Here is a 16116-nt window from a genome sequence, read left to right on the forward strand (position 1 = left end):
CTACTTCTAACTGGTACAACAATTGGGAGCACGTCATTAATAATAAATATATTATTAAGCAATATTCTATATTTTATTTTTGATATTCCTTCCTGGAACTGGTGATTTATATATTGAACCCTTCACGGGATCCATGGAGCCCAGATGTACACCCTGACTGTTGTACACTTCAATATCATTATGTGTATTATCCCATTCGTAATATTGCTTTCCACTTCCACTTCCTGAAGTTTTAACACGTCAAACTAAGCCAGTATTCATCAAATAATTCAGCACATTTCATGCCATCCCTAAATTCAATAATGGCATTTGCATCATTAATCTGAAAGACAGTTCGGATATCACGCATAAGAAAATTACAGTCACTCTTTGATATGCCATGTGCTGTTGCATAGATTCTTTTTGTTTTACATTTCTTGCCTGGCGATATTAGTTCCATATTCTTTTTATGAAATGCAAAACCTAGAAATACGATTGTTTCAGCTTCAAATAAACGTTCTCGAAGTTTTGTAATAGTTTCACTATCTTCAAAATTCTCATTGAAGGTTTTTATATTTTTAGAAATTGCTAAAAAATCACTTCGTTCTGAACCATATGGTACATGCTGGTATGGGTCCGTATTTTGCCAAGGTAAAGCCCCGATGCTACCGTATGGGTGAAATATAGTAAGCGAATCAAGTAAGTTCTTTGTTTGGGGCTGATCTAAAGCAAATCTTTTCTGCAATGCTTCATAAAGATAGTGTTCAATACATCTATCATAATTGAAACTAACGAATGATACATTTTCAAAAATACTTGCTGCATCATGACCAGATACTTCTTCCGCAAGCATGTTGAGAAAACGAGGATACCAAGTGTCCTGAAGGCCATCAAAATTAAGATGTTGGCGGTCTGTTGGCTTATAGAATAATTTGCTATGTTTTTCTGCCTCTAGAATTGAGCTTACAATACCAAATTTTCCGCAAGTTTCCGCTAAATCATCATGAGATAATGAAAGAAGTGCATTATCAATAGAGCGATTTACGGATAGTGCATCCTTTACTTTCCATGCCGAGTGTAGATAGGGATTTATATCTCCATTCCGCCCATCGGGTTGTTTAACATGGCGTCTTAATGCCTCTGTAATATTATAACAGCCAGAACTCTGCTGAAAACCATTCTCAAATTTAATATCAATTTTCTGAGATATTTTTCTTTTAAGCTCTTCTCCGACAGGAAGGTTCACTTCCTTACTGGCACCTGCACCAACTACAAATACAGTCTTTGATCTGAACATCTTTTCTACCGATTAACTACGCTATGCGTAGATTAGTGACAACTCTCAGCTACATCTATATCGCCAAACCACTGAATTGTCTTGACTAAAAAATCCCGCACCGACTTTTCCCAAGTGCGGAAAAATATAATGAGGCACTCTCAAAACCGTATTTGAGAATAAAAATGCATCTTTTTTCTGCATTCTAAAGTCAGGAGGAAATCTCGTGAGGCGCAGAAAACCTAAGGTTTTTCTTAAGCGCAAAAACTGTCGGAAAATAATTTCCGAAAAAAGGCTGGCGGTGGGTGGTATTCAACACAACTGCCTCATTCTAACATTAACTTATATTTGAGTGGCTAATTTTAATGACATATTGCAAACGAGTTTCGTTAGTATTATTCGTTGTCAGGAAAGGACTTTATTTCACATAAAATTATAATAATGCTCAATGGGATCTTGGATGTGTCTTTAGATATTGATAGATACTAGATATAATTAGGTTCAGGTCTAGGAAGATTTCTGTTCAGCTCGTCTATTTCTCAAACCTATAAATTTGATAATATTCCATATGCCCGAGAATGATTTACCAGCTTCTAATTTTAGAATTGTTCTCTGACCATCTTTTGTTATAACCACTAATTCTGTATTATCGACTAGCCTCACATTATCTTTCATGAGTTTGGGTAGATCGACTAAGGCATCAATTAGCTCTTCAAAATTAATACTTTTGATAACACCATGAGTGCCCCAGATAATTTTCTTAGTTGTTATAAGTTGCCATTCGCTCGAATTAATAATTCCAGCAATTACGAGCTTCTCATCATCCGTTTCTTGAACTTGTTTTTGAAGAAGTTCTTTGGCTAATAAGTCTAACTCATCATAAATTTTCGTATAAATGCCATTGCCACCCTTTCTACGAAAAATACCACATAAAATAATTTTCTCATGATCAGCATTTGGGGTCATGGAAGGGCGCCTGTTAATATGATTGTTGTGGGATTAATATGCTCTATAGTTAAACCAAAACGTGCAGCAACTCCAGAACTAATATTAGCAATTTGTGAGTTAACAATTGATGAACCAGATATACTGATTTTGGTTGCTCCATTAGCTATAGCTTCTGCCTTATATGAATTTATAAGTGCGGCTAGTCCCTGACTTTCTTCAGTAGCGTATAATCCCCAAATGTTTACTGTATAAGTACTCCCCACCATTCCAGATGTTCCTCCTACCTCATAACCAGCAACCACTGAACTTGAGCCAAATTCAAAAGCTGCTTCTCCTATGGGCACAAGAGCGCCTCCAGCTTCAGAAGTGATCAATCCACCTGAGGCTATTCCAGCTTCTCCCAATAGCCCAATTCCTGTCATAATAATAGGAATACCTAATGCCGTCGTCACAAGTGTTTTTATGCTTGCATCTATATTTACTTCTCTACAGATGGGATCAGCATTGCAATCATTATCAAAATCGATATCTGATTCATTAACATATAAAGAACCAAGAGTTGGTGTTGAAAGAATTGTCTTGTAAAGCTTGTCACCAAATAAAGCGTTGTTCTTGTCTACATCAATTGCCCCATTCTTAAGTAAGATATGACACATACCGCCAGCATAAGCTTCTGAGATAAATAGATTTTTAAAATTGAAGCTTATCGCATCGCAATTATCGATTTGCTCTGATGTGATCTCTCCATTTTTTAAGGCTTCCATTACAGCTTTGACTTCATCTTTGCTTTCAGAATCGATGAAATTCTGATCGGCGGCCTGTTCAACGGCTTGGTCAAATATCGTAGAAAGTTTGTCACTAAATGAAGCTGCCGCATCACCGATAAAGGTAACAGCGATTGATAGAGTTTTTCCATCAATCGGTATCTCAATGTCGAGGGAATTATGTTCATCTTTAACAATTTCCTGAACTTTATTTACATCACGATTTAAATCGTTAAGTTCATCAGTGGTTGCTGGTTCGCCATTAATCGTAATGGTTCCTTCACCAACCGTGGCATGGGTTATACCAATTGTCTTATCATCATCAATACGTATAGAAGGGGTTAATGACGAAGGTAGGGACGTGTTGGTGCCCGCTACCGGTTTTGCCGCCAAAGCTCCAACCTGCAGCAAGGCCAGCACCACTATAATGCCATACATCCTCATCAACCAAATGGGCTACTTCAAGTGAGCCGGTGTTTAAGGTTAGGTTGCCGCCATCCTTATAACTCCCATCTTCCTGGGGTGTTGCCTGGGCTATCATGGCACCATTGATCGTGGTTTTGCCTCCTACATCAATCGCAACGGAGTTGGTTCCAATGATGGATGTGACATCATCGGTCCAGTTCCGATGGCCTTTGCCACTGCCACTATAGACGTTGGCACCAAATGTTGGTGTTACTTCTCCCATAATATTAATGCTGGCACCAATGCTCATTCCGCCGCTATGTTCACTTTTAGATGTTTCTGACGTGTTCTGCACAGACGAAACAAGTAAATCACCACCAACATCCATATTCACATTCTGTGCCAAAATAGTAGCACCCTTAATAGTGGTATCATTACCACTGCTGCTGATAAAATCATGCCCAGCCTGAATGGTTGACGGCATATGATTGGTGCCAGTCTGATCATATTTGGAAGAACTGCTTGATATTCCAAGGCTGATGGACAAGCTTGGCAATAAGCTGGAAGGATTATTGACAACGTTGCTTATGGCAATTCTTGAACCAATTTTTTCATAAACACCGAATGCAAGTGAATGGCTATTTCCCACAGAGAGAAAATTGTATACTATGGTATAAAGTTGAAAACAAGGAATTATTTTCAATTTGAAGTTAAATGGAGGATTGGCTCATTTTTGTATGTAAGTTAGCGAATACCTGTTTTTCTTTTTCATGAAAGGCTACCGCTCTTGTTCTTCTTGGATCGTATGTACTCAAAGGAACATACCAAATCTCAGCGGGACACCAAAATCAACATTTCTTAATCAATAACATATTGATTTATAATGATCTGTAATTTTAAATATCAGTAGCCGATGAAAACAAGAAAAATCTTTTTTATGAGTGGGAAAAGAAATAAACTTATAAATAAGAATGCCTATGCTAGTGGGTCTATCGATCATAGTTCCCCCCCCCTCGTGCCAAGCAACGCATTTTTATTTTTATCTTTGTCTTAGAGATTTTCCAAAATCATCTGCGCCTTTGCTGCCTCGTCCATCAACACACTTAGCGATGGAATCTCGCTATCCCACTCTATTAACGTTGGCTTAGGCCCAGTATGTTTAAGCGTTTGCGCATAAAGTTCCCAAACATCATTGCATACATGCGTGCTATGCGTATCAATATGTAACGGATAGCCCTCTACTAACTCCACATGATGGCCTGCCAAATGAATTTCATGAATCATAGCCGGATTTAAATAGTGGATATAAGTCAAAGCGTCAAACCCATGATTTTGACTGCTAACATAGATATTATTGACATCAAGCAAAATGCCGCAACCTGTTTTTTGTGAAACCTCGGCCATAAATTCCCACTCTAAAAGAGTAGAATGGTTATAGGCAATATAGCTGGAAGGGTTTTCAACTAATAGAGTGCGTCGTAAACAATCCTGAACCTGGTTAACATGATCACAAACAATAGCGAGCGACTCCTCCGTATAGGGAATAGGCAGCAAATCATTCATGACTGTCTCACCCACGCGGCTCCATGAAATATGTTCAGAAACAAGCGCTGGAGAAAAATGGCATACCAATTTTTTTAATGTTGCTAAATGATTGAGATCAAGACCAGACGCACTTCCCAGTGATAATCCTACCCCGTGAAAGCTCAACGGATAATGCTGCGCTATAGCCTCCAGATTGGCAAGTAGCGGCCCTCCCTCTATAAAAAAATTCTCGCTGTGGACTTCAAGCCAAGGTATGTTGGGCCTTGATTGCAGCACTTCAGATACATGAATCCCCCGTAAACCAATACCTGATGAAACAGGTAAAGGCTTAACAGGGGATTGCATCGAATAACCGAATAAGAGGTTATGTTCAGCGGTACCAACCACCTTACTTTTTCTCTTCAGCTTTTTTCTCTTCAACTTTCTTTTCTTCAGCTTTCTTCTCTTCAGCTTTTTTCTCTTCAGCAGCTTTTTTCTCTTCAGCAGCTTTTTTCTCTTCTGCTTTCTTTTCTTCTGCTACTTTTTTCTCTTCAGCTTTTTTATCGCTAGAAGCTTTTTTCTCTTCTACTTTTTTCTCTTCAACAGCTTTTTTCTCTTCTGCTTTTGCAGCAACAGGAGTCAAAGAACCATTAGCGATTTTTTCGCACAAGCCTTTTGGAACAAACAACCAATCAGCTCCACTACCATTTTCAGTACCTTGACCAGCGCAAGAATGTTTACCTTGAACGCCGCAATCATTTTTGCCTGCTTTAGCAATACCATAGCATTTTTCTTTGCCTGCGTTATCTGCTTTAGCATTATTCTCAGCTGCAGTAGCCTGTGTTCCCATAGAAGCAGCAAATAAACCAGCTGCAACGAGTGATGTAAATTTAAGTGAGCTCATAACAGTTTCCTTAAAAACTAATGTTTAACAAATTCAGGGTAGAAAAACCACGCCCGACAACGTATCATAATCTGATAGGTCTATTTTGTATAGTTCTTTTTTAATTTCCAGGAGCCCCTATTATGCCCCTCACCTTGATGTCTTTACGCCAGTCATTTTCTGCGTATATACGCCTGATGCGCCTTGATAAACCTACCGGCATACTGCTCGTTTTATTTCCCTGCTGGTGGGGATTATTGATTGCACAGAAACATGGCATTCATTGGAAATTGATGCTGGTGTTTGCAGTGGGTACTTTACTAACGAGAACGGCTGGCTGCATCATCAATGATTTGTTTGACCAGGAATTTGATAAACAAGTTGCCCGCACAAAAAATCGTCCATTGGCAAGTGGTGAATTATCAAATAAGCAAGCGATCATTGTATTGGGTATTGTCTTTGCGCTGGCAGCGCCGCTACTTTTTTTTCTGCCTGTTGGTGCCATTTATATAGCGCTGGCAAGCCTTGTTCTAATGATCATCTACCCCAATATGAAACGTATTACGTTTTTACCTCAAGTCTTTTTGGCCTTCACCATTAACTGGGGTGCCCTCGTTGCATGGGCTGCCGTAGGACGGGGAATTGGTTTCCCACATGTACTCAGCCTCGGTATCCTTTATTTCGGCCTTATTTTCTGGACACTGGCTTATGATACCGTCTATGCCCATCAAGACCGTGAAGACGATGAAGACGCCGGTGTTAAATCAACAGCCCTTTTGCTGGGAGATGCCACCAAAGAGTATGTCCAATGGTTTTATAAAGGAGCGTTTACATCGATTGCGATTGCCGGGCTTGGTTCTTCCATTCATATTCTCTTTTTCTTTTTCTTAGGCATCGCCGCCTTCATGGTATTTAGAAATGTTGAAGACCTGGATTTCGACAATAGCGAATCATGCGCCAAACATTTTAAAATGCAAATGACGATTGGCGCTTTGATTACAGCAGGCTTTATCGTCGGCAGATTGCTCTACTAACGCTAGACTAGGCTAAGATTGAATATACTAGCCTATCAACTCCCCCGCCAAGGCACGTTCAATCAGTGCCTTTGTTTCTGCTACACCATATAATGCAATAAACGACCCCATGCGTGGTCCCTGACTCTGGCCAAGCAGCACTTCGTACATTGCCTTAAACCAGTCACGCATATTCTCAAACCCATGCTCACGACCAATACGGAAGACTTCATTCTGAATATCTTCCGAAGAGGTTTCCTGAGGTAAAACTGCTAACGCCCTGGTAAGGTCTTCCAGAGCCGTACGCTCTTGTTCGCTTGGCGCTCTGAACTGTTTATGTGGTTTAACAAAATCATGGTAATACACCACCGCATAGCTCACCATTTTATTGAGCAATGGGCAGGTGCTCGGGTGCGCATCGGGTGCATAACGGGTAATAAATCCCCATAACACGCCAGCATCAGCCGAATTAGAAGCGGCCGCCAAATTGAGCAACAGACTGAAATTAAGTGATGATACTTCTGTGTGGGGAACCTTGCCACCATGTACATGCCACAGCGGGTTTTCTAATTGTGCCTGAGGATCTTGCTCAAAAAAACCTTTTTGATGTTGCAGATATTCATCCATTTGTTTAGGAATGATATCAAAAAACAACCGTTTGGCTTTTTGTGGTGATTGATAAAGATACAGCTCCAAGCTTTCAGGCGGTGCATAACGCAGCCATTCTTCCATGCTTAAACCATTGCCTTTGGATTTAGAAATTTTCTGTCCCTGTTCATCCAAAAATAATTCATACATCAATTGGATTGGCGCCTGATAACCAATGATTTTACAGATCTGGCTGGCCAATTGCGCTGACGGTAAAATATCCTTTCCATACATTTCGTAGTCAACACCCAGGGCTGCCCAGCGCATACCAAAATCAGCTTTCCATTGCAGCTTGCAGTGCCCATCGGTTACCGGCACGGTTACTTCTTCGCCGTCATTATCTTTATAAGTGATTGTACCTGCAGCCACATCGCGGGCAATCACTGGAACCTGTAACACTACACCGGTTTTTTTGCATACTGGTAAGAACGGACTATACGTCGCCTGACGCTCATCGCCCAGTGTTGGCAATACCACATTAATCACCTTATCATACTGTTTAAGTATATCCAATAATGCATTGTTATATAATCCAGATTTATAACATTGCGTAGCGCTTTTAAAATCATAGTCAAAACCAAATTGATCCAAAAAGGCGCACAACCTGGCATTCATATGCTCACCATAGCTTGGGTGCGTTCCATACGGATCAGGAATCGACGTAAGTGGTTTTCCCACATGCTGGATCACCATTTCCTTATTGGGAATATTTTCCGGCACTTTGCGTAAACCATCCATATCATCCGAAATAGCAAATAGTTTGGTTGGAATTTCCGGCGCAATCGCATTGAGCGCTCGGCGCACCATCGTCGTTCGCGCCACTTCACCAAAAGTTCCTAAATGCGGCAGACCAGAAGGACCATAGCCCGTTTCAAATAACACATATCCCTTAGCAGGAACCTGATGGTTAATGCGTTCTAAAATTTTAAACGCCTCGACAAAGGGCCATGCTCTGCTGTTAGATGCCAGGGATTTTATATCGTGCATAATCTTATTACCTTATGTTTTAGAATGTTTATTATAGGGAGGCTAGCGATTTTGGCAAGCCAGAAAGCCTTACGCTTTTTGAAGATGGTTCATACGCCATTTATCCCTTGCACCTCATGGTGTAAATCATTTATCCTGATAAGGATGGGTATTATCAATGTTTGCGTTGAATGGGGAAGAGATGAGACATCATTTAAATAATGCTGTTAAACTGCTATTACTGGCTTGTGTAGCGTTGTTTGCCCTACCCACACCTGTACGTGCTGAATTTGCTTTAAGCAACATGATTCTGGATTTTCCTGCCAAGGGCCCAAGGCAGCAAGATGTTCAGGTTATCAGCAAGGATGAAGAAACACAGTATCTGCAAATGAGCATCAGCGAAATCGAAAATCCAGGCACCCCCCAAGAACAGAGAATTCCGGTAACCACCCCTGAAAATGCCGGCATTATTGTGTCACCCATGATGATGGTTCTTCCCGCAGGCGTCACCAAAACATTGCGTTTTATTCTGATGAATGAAGCCAGTGATAAAGAAAAAATCTACCGTGTATCCGTCAAACCAGTCGTCAATGGTGTAGAACCGCCTAAGGACAAACAAATCGGCGTTAAAATTCTTGTTGGATATGAGGTCCTGGTCCTGGTTCGCCCACTTAACGCCAAAGCAGATATTGTTGGGCACAGGAATGGATCCCAATTAACCTTGACCAACCATGGGAATACGAATGTTATTTTCCAAAGTGGCAAGCAATGCCAGGCATCGGGCGACTGCAAAGAAGTCAAAGTACGACGTATTTATCCCACAGGCTCACAAGTGGTTGACTTGCCATTTGCCGACCAACCCGTGACCTTGCAGGTGTTTGATGGCGTCACACCGCAGAAGCTAACTTTCTAGCCCCCTGTCTCCCCTCCTCTCACTTCCAACCGAATGATTGTCTAATTTCATCTAATACCCCATCTATATTGCTAAATATAATTTTATTGTTAAATCGCAACACCTTAATGCCACATGATTCGATGTATTGATCACGTTTACCATCATGTATCAATGCAATAAGTTGATTATGAACACCTCCATCAAGTTCAACCGCAAGGCTTTCACCAGGACGATAAAAATCTACGATATACGGCCCAACACTTTGCTGACGACGAAATTTTCTGCCATCAAGTTGTGAGTTTTTAACCTGATTCCAAAAGAGCGCTTCTGCAGGAGTAAGCTTCTGCCTTAGGTCTCTCCGTTTCTCGATTGTATTCGAACGATTAATAATTCTTTTGACTCATTGCATTTTAACATACAATTGCATTTTGCGTGTCAAGGGTAAATAATAAATCGCAGCACATCCCCCCCCTCCCAGATTTATGCTAAAGAGAAGAACCTGTATCATTGCTGGATACAAACAACTGGCTCATCAATAACCACCACCTGCTTCTGAGACTTTATCTGCGATACATCAATCGCACATGTTTGTCCAGCGGGCTGGGACAATTCAAAATGGAGCATCGATAATTCACGTACTTCCGCCTGGAAGCGTCCATCCTGATCAGTGATGGTTAAATTATTACCATCCGTAAGCCGTGCGCCAACAATAGGCTGTCCGGTTTCATCAGCTAGTTTCCCAATCACAATCTGGATGTGATTAATGTCCCAGGATAAGGGAATCACATTTCCTGGATAGAGTGTTACTTCCTGACGTGTGGCAGTATAATCCAACAGTTTCTTTTGCTGCGGCACAATAGCAATTTTATAGGTTTCGTAAGGCGATAATAACAATAATCCGTGATGGTCAGAATCCAGTTCGGTTCGTGGTGAACCATTAACCAATACATTAAATTTTTCATCCTTAGTATTGCCAGCCGAAGATAACATGATACCACTGGTTTGTTGTTGCCCGCCGCCCCAGCCAATAGTTGTTCCAGAATGGGCGATGCTGAAACCTAAACTGCCATTAAAGAGATTCCTGGTTTCACCATTCACATTGGTTTGCTCGGCAAGCAGCCTCATTCGTCCCAAATCACCTTTATATTCGCCATCAATTTGATGATGCACATCGCCATTTTCGACATGTGTTTCTGCACCAACTTCTGTGTATTTCCCAGGACGCGATACATCACTCCAATAGACGCGCATATCTGCTTTGGGGTGAACGCCATTATCGCTGGAAGAACGAGTCGATTGATTCTGATAATGCACACCTGTGCCACCACTGGCTCCCCAATGACCTAATTGCATTGCAAACTGGAGATAACCATTAGCCGCCAAACCATCCTGGGTTTCATTAGTATCCGCAAAAAATGTTAAGCTATTACCCGAATGCCGCCAGATATCCCACCTCAGCGATGGCCCGTACGCATAACGCAGCGCACTGTCTGATTGATCCGACAAATTACCCTGCAGATTCAGCCACAAATCACTGCGAAGCAGATATGAAATCAAAACCGAACCTTGTGTATAATCATGATGGATAAGCTCTTCAGGCCGTGGGTTAACAATGGTTCGGTTTGCCCAAACCCTGCGTGCATCGACAGACATCGTTAGTTTTTGATAAAGTGACGGTACATAATAATTAGCTGCAATTCCAACATCACCTACCGAACTAAGTAATGCGCTGAATTTTAATTGCTGGCTAGGAGGAAACAACCAGAATAACCCAGATTCTCCATAAAGCCTATCATCAACCATGGTTAACGAACCATGCCACCCCACCGATTCTGACAAGCGTCGAATCATCCCCGCCTGCCCTACCCCGATAGATTTAGTATCAGGCAAATAACCAGTTGCCTGTTGATCCCTTAAAAATCCTGCCGATCCATAATAAATAGAACGCCCAGGTGGAGGAATTTGAATATTACGTGCAAAGAAGCGTTTTTCTTCATGGACATCCCCTGACGAATCCCGGATACGAAGTCTGACTTCATAAGCCCCATCGGGTAAATTCGCTGTATCCAACAATTGATTTCCTGCCTCATAAAAATTAGAAGAATAAACAATATTATTATACACCAGTGATACCCAGCTTCGGTTAGGCAGAAATAACCATAGTTGGTTGCCCGAACTTTGCTTTAAATCTAAATTAGTATCAAGCGATGTGCCTACCGATACACCCACCATTTTTACAGTCGGCACAATCGATTCGGCATGGCTGTCAAACAACCCGCCCTGATAGAGCAACCCATCCTTATCATATCCGACACGCAGTGAATCTAGTCGTGTTTGTTCCTGCGACACCATCTGCACCAGCGATAACCGGCCCGCTCCATACGATAAAACAGAATCCTGAATCAAGGATTGGTTATCCCCTTCACCCGTCGCCTGGGTTATCGTACCATTTAAATGATGTATTCCTGAAAACACGGTTTGTGTCGGTGGCGGAAGTAGCCCTTTATGGAGTTGTGAATCAAGCAATTGCGCATTGATAAATAAATCTGCCCTGAACACGCTTTCGTCAAATATAACACTGGCTACTTCTGGATCTAGTTTTCCACAATAAGAAACCATTCCATAGGCAAGTTTGGGACATAATAAATTGGCATTCGTAGGAATCTCTCCCGTTAAAGCCTGCTTTACAAGCTCAGCATCTTGTGGCTTAACCATCGTTAATTTAGGTATCAAATGATCTAGATCTTTAAATTGGATGGTGCTGGGCGTAAATTCAATAGGGAACCGTCCAACAAGCACGCCATTATAAAAAACATCCGCAGTTCCTTTTTGCGCCAGAGTTAAATAAGCAAACCCCTCTGGAACTCCTTCTTTAACTTTCATATTCTCATGGAACGTCGAGGCGCATATATCAGCAGGAAATCCTACCAACGCCAGTGAGGCTATCAAAAGTGACCATGATTCCTTTCGCTTCATTAAACTCTTCAAAACCTTAAGAATGTGACTTAAAGGTAAAGAAGATTTAATAATAAAACGTAAATTTTCTAGTCAGGTGTCACAACCAATGTCAATGTGCCCGTGTATACGGCAGCGTAGACTTGATCCAGATCTGCTTCGGTAATATCAACGATCAATCGCGCCGTATTACCAGGGGAAGTACCCGCACACGTAGAACTATCACCAGAAGCATTATTAAACGTTCCTGACGTAACCGCTGTTGTTAACGCAGTACCTGTGTTAGAAAGCGAACCAACACCACCATCATTCCAGGATACCGAATAAGGTAAAGTTGCGCTGCCATCTGTCAGGGTAAACGCATTACTGGCTCCATCACCGGTAGCAAGAACTGTATACGCACCCGATGCCGAAGTTGAATAGATACACACATCGTCTGTTAACGTTTGGTTTCCATCCCCATCAACCCATGATGCCAGCGTTAAATCATTTAAATTGCTGATGCGCGCACGCGATGGTTTGGTTACCGAAATATCAACCGAACCCGTTGATGTCGCCCCTAATGTTCCCTGTGTTGCAGCAAAGGCCCCACCTGCCTGCAAACAAAGAATCGAAGTCATAAGTAAAGAAATACGTTTCATAACGTCCCCCCAAAAAAGATCATAATCATAATTATTAACTAAGAGAGATTAACAATTATGCAAAATATTGGCGTATAAATTGAGTTTAGTTAAGGAACTACTTCGTTACTCTGGTGCAACCGTTACTCTGGTGCAACTACCACGGACAATTGTCCCGTATACGTCCCTTCCGGCACCGCATCTAAATCTGTTGCCAGAATCTTTACCCGAAAGCGCGCTGTGGGAACGGCTCCCACGTTACAGTCATTACTTGAGGTTGGTACATCGGTATCAATACGGCTATTATGTAAACTGGTTACCTGCGAAGCGCTTGTCAGCGCATGCGTGCTTCCTCCGCCTGGATTGCCTTCGCCGCCATCATACCAAAAAACTGAATAAGGTAAATTATAACTGCCATTCTTAAGGATAAATCCCGGCCCATCACCGGTAGCCATTAGATCATAATTACGATTACTGAGGGTGACATCTTCCTTGTACACACACACATCCACATCTTGAATAATATCTGAATCTCCGGTGATCCAGTTGGAAATCGTAATATCGGATAAATTAGAAATGCGAATAGTGGGGCTTGCAGCAAAAGCATCCGTACAGAGAAAACCAATGCCAGAGAAAACCAATGCCCCCCAGCCTACAATAGAAAACAAGATTGAATTGATACCGCTTCTTTCCCCCATACTATAAACCTAACAGAATGGATTTTTTTTGGGAAGAAGAATTTATGTGTAAGCAAGAATCGGTAGAGAGGTGAAGGCATCCTACCCATCGAGCTCCCCAGATTCATGCCGAAGAGGAGGGTAGAAGAAGCCCCCCCTTCCTTCGAAAGATAATTGCTAACACCTACGTATCTGTTATACTCCTGTAATATCTAACATTTAGATGCCATGAAATACCCACACCAACCATTCTTAAATCCATCCTATCTGTGCCTTTTGGCACTCGTCTTTGGCCCATTAGCTATGGCTATTAGTTCGGAGTCGTTATGGGGTTTCAAACCCTGTCATCTATGCATGATTCAGCGTATCCCCTATGCAGTAATGACAATGCTGGTTATTTTCCAAGGGTTAATTCGCTCTAAAACGTGGATGTGGTTATTATTAATGGTCGGATTTATAGCTTCAACCATCGCCGCATCCTATCATGTTGGTGTAGAAAAAGGCTTGATTGCCCTATCAGAAGGCTGCCTTGGAGCCCCCAGTACCGCTAAAACATCGCAACAACTTTTGCAGGAACTCTTATCCGAAACCAAACCCCGTTGTGACAAACCCACGATGATCTTAGGATTTTCAATGGCTACCTGGAATCTAGCTTACTCGGCCGCGATGGTTTTCTATTTTGGTTTTCTAACTTCTATTTCCTTTAAATCCGCAAAAAGGATACAGCATGACTAGCCACCAGTTTAATCCCCTCCTTCCTGGAAATAGAAGCCATGAGGAAGACATCAAACGGATGATCCGTGTTAATCATGCTGGTGAATATGGGGCTAAACGTATTTATGCTGGACAAATTTCTGTCCTCGGAAAAAGCCACCTTGGTCCAACCCTTAAACATATGGCCGAACAAGAAGAAGTCCATCTGGATTATTTTGAAAAAGAAATGGTCAAACGTCAGGTTCGCCCCACCGTTCTCCAACCACTCTGGCATATGGCAGGTTATGCACTCGGTGCTGCCACAGCGCTACTGGGTGAAAAAGCAGCAATGGCATGTACAGTGGCCGTTGAAGAAGTCATTGATGCCCATTATCAGGAACAATTAAATAAACTCAACCACACCGGCGAAGAAACCGAACTTTCACACTCTATTCGTCAGTTTCAAGCCGAAGAACTTGAACATCGCAATATCGGCATAGCCCATCACGCTGAACAAGCTCCTGGTTATGCCTTATTAAGCCACGCCATTAAAACTGGTAGCAAACTTGCTATCTGGTTATCAACCCGATTTTAAGTATTATGGTTTACATTCAAGACATGATTCACAACACCCAGTACACGCTTGCGCCTTATGCCACGCAACCACACTTAAGCAATGGACGGCTCTTTGCCTCCACAAGCTGTTCGGTGCGTGACCCGTTTCAGCGCGACCGCGACCGGATTATTCACACCACGGCTTTCCGCCGCCTTGAATATAAAACACAAGTGTTTGTCAATCACGAAGGCGATCATTACCGTACCCGCTTAACCCATTCCATCGAAGTTGCACAAATTTCAAGGACTCTGGCCAAAGCCCTTCATTTGCATGAAGATTTAACCGAGGTCTGCGCCTTAGCCCATGATATAGGCCATCCTCCTTTTGGCCATGCTGGTGAAGATGCCCTCAATGATGCCGCAAAACAATATGGTGGTTTTGATCATAATGCCCAGGCCTTGAGATTACTTACCGAATTGGAACAACGTTTTATCGAATTTGATGGCCTTAACCTAACCTGGGAATCGCTGGAAGGCATCATCAAACATAATGGCCCACTCATCGGCCCCTATGCCGATCTCAAACGTTACGCCAATGGCCCACACCATGCTATCAACCGCTATAACGCCCTCCATGATTTATGGTTGCAGAGTTTTCCTTCGCTAGAAGCCCAGGTAGCGGGTGTATGCGATGATATCGCTTATAATAATCACGATATGGAAGATGGTATCCGCGCCGGATTTTTTACCCTGGAAGAATTATGTTCTATTCCGCTTGTTTATGATAGTTTCAGTGAATTAAAATTGCGCTATCCTAAAGCCGATGGAAGAAGGCTGGTCTATCAAACCATTGGCAGCTTGATTGGTAAAATGGTTGAAGATGTTATCCGCACCACGCAACATGCGTTACATGCACAATCCATTCAAACGGTTGGTGATGTACGTCAATCTCCCAACTTCATTGTTTCCTTCAGCGACGAAATGGAACTTCACAACAAGCAACTTAAATATTTCCTCAAAGACCGCATGTACTCGCATCCCGAGGTTACGGCTACGCGTGATGTAGCCAAAACCATCCTTGGAACCCTGTATCATTATTACTTCGATAATCCCAATAAACTCACTCCCAAATGGCAAGCCTACATGGTTGATAAAAACGACCTGCAACGCCGATCCGATACGGTCGTCAACTACATCGCCGGCATGACCGACCGCTACGCCAGCCAGCGTTATACAGAGATTACAGGAAACAAGCCTAAATGGCGTGAGCACGAATAAACTTAACGATAATCGTTTCCTAACGTTTGCTCTGTTT

16 protein-coding genes and 1 pseudogene are annotated in these 16116 nt (G+C 42.2%); 5 read left to right on the forward strand and 12 right to left on the reverse strand.

Features of this window, described 5'->3' with window-relative positions:
• Positions 1-66: 66 nt before the first annotated feature.
• From IPP74_00895 to IPP74_00925, 7 genes and pseudogenes are all read right to left on the reverse strand, one after another.
• Positions 67-240: pseudogene (locus IPP74_00895) on the reverse strand (cytotoxin).
• Entirely contained in the window at positions 233-1276 is a 1044-nt protein-coding gene (locus tag IPP74_00900; protein MBL0317859.1) for a hypothetical protein, read from the reverse strand. Before IPP74_00900 ends, IPP74_00895 begins: the two are co-directional and overlap by 8 nt.
• Positions 1277-1762: 486 nt before the next feature.
• Positions 1763-2221 (reverse strand): hypothetical protein, encoded by a 459-nt coding sequence (locus IPP74_00905; protein ID MBL0317860.1) that lies wholly within the window; start codon positions 2219-2221, stop codon positions 1763-1765.
• Positions 2218-3405 carry a hypothetical protein gene (locus IPP74_00910; protein ID MBL0317861.1) on the reverse strand — a complete coding sequence of 396 codons (1188 nt, stop codon included), beginning with the start codon at positions 3403-3405 and terminating at the stop codon, positions 2218-2220. The genes IPP74_00905 and IPP74_00910 overlap by 4 nt, the downstream gene beginning before the upstream one ends.
• A complete protein-coding gene (locus tag IPP74_00915) occupies positions 3290-4021 on the reverse strand; it encodes a hemagglutinin repeat-containing protein (GenBank protein ID MBL0317862.1) in 732 nt (243 codons plus the stop codon). The genes IPP74_00910 and IPP74_00915 overlap by 116 nt, the downstream gene beginning before the upstream one ends.
• Positions 4022-4422: 401 nt before the next feature.
• Entirely contained in the window at positions 4423-5262 is an 840-nt protein-coding gene (locus IPP74_00920) for a DUF692 domain-containing protein (protein MBL0317863.1), read from the reverse strand.
• A 43-nt stretch (positions 5263-5305) separates the two neighbouring features.
• On the reverse strand, positions 5306-5800 hold the full coding sequence (locus tag IPP74_00925; protein ID MBL0317864.1) for a DUF2282 domain-containing protein: 495 nt from the start codon (positions 5798-5800) through the stop codon (positions 5306-5308).
• A gap of 122 nt (positions 5801-5922) precedes the next feature.
• On the opposite strand from IPP74_00925, the gene ubiA reads away from it, so the two are divergent.
• The gene (gene ubiA / locus IPP74_00930) at positions 5923-6813 is read left to right on the forward strand and encodes a 4-hydroxybenzoate octaprenyltransferase (protein ID MBL0317865.1); all 891 of its coding nucleotides are present in this window, start codon (positions 5923-5925) and stop codon (positions 6811-6813) included.
• 27 nt (positions 6814-6840) lie between these two features.
• Here the strand turns inward: ubiA and IPP74_00935 are convergent, their stop codons facing one another.
• Complete coding sequence (locus IPP74_00935; protein ID MBL0317866.1) at positions 6841-8427, reverse strand: lysine--tRNA ligase; 1587 nt, start codon at positions 8425-8427, stop codon at positions 6841-6843.
• A 181-nt stretch (positions 8428-8608) separates the two neighbouring features.
• Between IPP74_00935 and IPP74_00940 the strand changes: the two genes are divergently transcribed.
• Entirely contained in the window at positions 8609-9319 is a 711-nt protein-coding gene (locus tag IPP74_00940; protein ID MBL0317867.1) for a fimbria/pilus periplasmic chaperone, read from the forward strand.
• A 19-nt stretch (positions 9320-9338) separates the two neighbouring features.
• On the opposite strand, the gene IPP74_00945 is transcribed toward IPP74_00940, so the two are convergent.
• The 4 genes from IPP74_00945 to IPP74_00960 form a co-directional block, all read right to left on the reverse strand.
• Positions 9339-9692 carry an endonuclease domain-containing protein gene (locus IPP74_00945; GenBank protein ID MBL0317868.1) on the reverse strand — a complete coding sequence of 118 codons (354 nt, stop codon included), beginning with the start codon at positions 9690-9692 and terminating at the stop codon, positions 9339-9341.
• Positions 9693-9805: 113 nt separating this feature from the next.
• Positions 9806-12277: a CS1-pili formation C-terminal domain-containing protein gene (locus IPP74_00950; GenBank protein MBL0317869.1), complete on the reverse strand. Its 2472-nt coding sequence runs from the start codon at positions 12275-12277 to the stop codon at positions 9806-9808.
• A 68-nt stretch (positions 12278-12345) separates the two neighbouring features.
• Positions 12346-12897: a hypothetical protein gene (locus IPP74_00955; GenBank protein ID MBL0317870.1), complete on the reverse strand. Its 552-nt coding sequence runs from the start codon at positions 12895-12897 to the stop codon at positions 12346-12348.
• 122 nt (positions 12898-13019) lie between these two features.
• Entirely contained in the window at positions 13020-13574 is a 555-nt protein-coding gene (locus IPP74_00960) for a hypothetical protein (protein ID MBL0317871.1), read from the reverse strand.
• 207 nt (positions 13575-13781) lie between these two features.
• Here IPP74_00960 and IPP74_00965 point away from each other — a divergent pair, with 207 nt between their 5' ends.
• From IPP74_00965 to IPP74_00975, 3 genes are read left to right on the forward strand one after another with little or no spacing between them, the layout of a single operon-like run.
• Positions 13782-14288 carry a disulfide bond formation protein B gene (locus IPP74_00965; protein ID MBL0317872.1) on the forward strand — a complete coding sequence of 169 codons (507 nt, stop codon included), beginning with the start codon at positions 13782-13784 and terminating at the stop codon, positions 14286-14288.
• Complete coding sequence (locus IPP74_00970) at positions 14281-14841, forward strand: demethoxyubiquinone hydroxylase family protein (GenBank protein MBL0317873.1); 561 nt, start codon at positions 14281-14283, stop codon at positions 14839-14841. Before IPP74_00965 ends, IPP74_00970 begins: the two co-directional genes overlap by 8 nt.
• Positions 14842-14864: 23 nt before the next feature.
• Positions 14865-16079 (forward strand): deoxyguanosinetriphosphate triphosphohydrolase, encoded by a 1215-nt coding sequence (locus tag IPP74_00975; protein ID MBL0317874.1) that lies wholly within the window; start codon positions 14865-14867, stop codon positions 16077-16079.
• Positions 16080-16116 lie beyond the last annotated feature (37 nt).

The sequence above is a fragment of the Alphaproteobacteria bacterium genome, from assembly GCA_016722515.1.
Taxonomy (GTDB): Bacteria; Pseudomonadota; Alphaproteobacteria; order Rickettsiales; family JADKJE01; genus JADKJE01.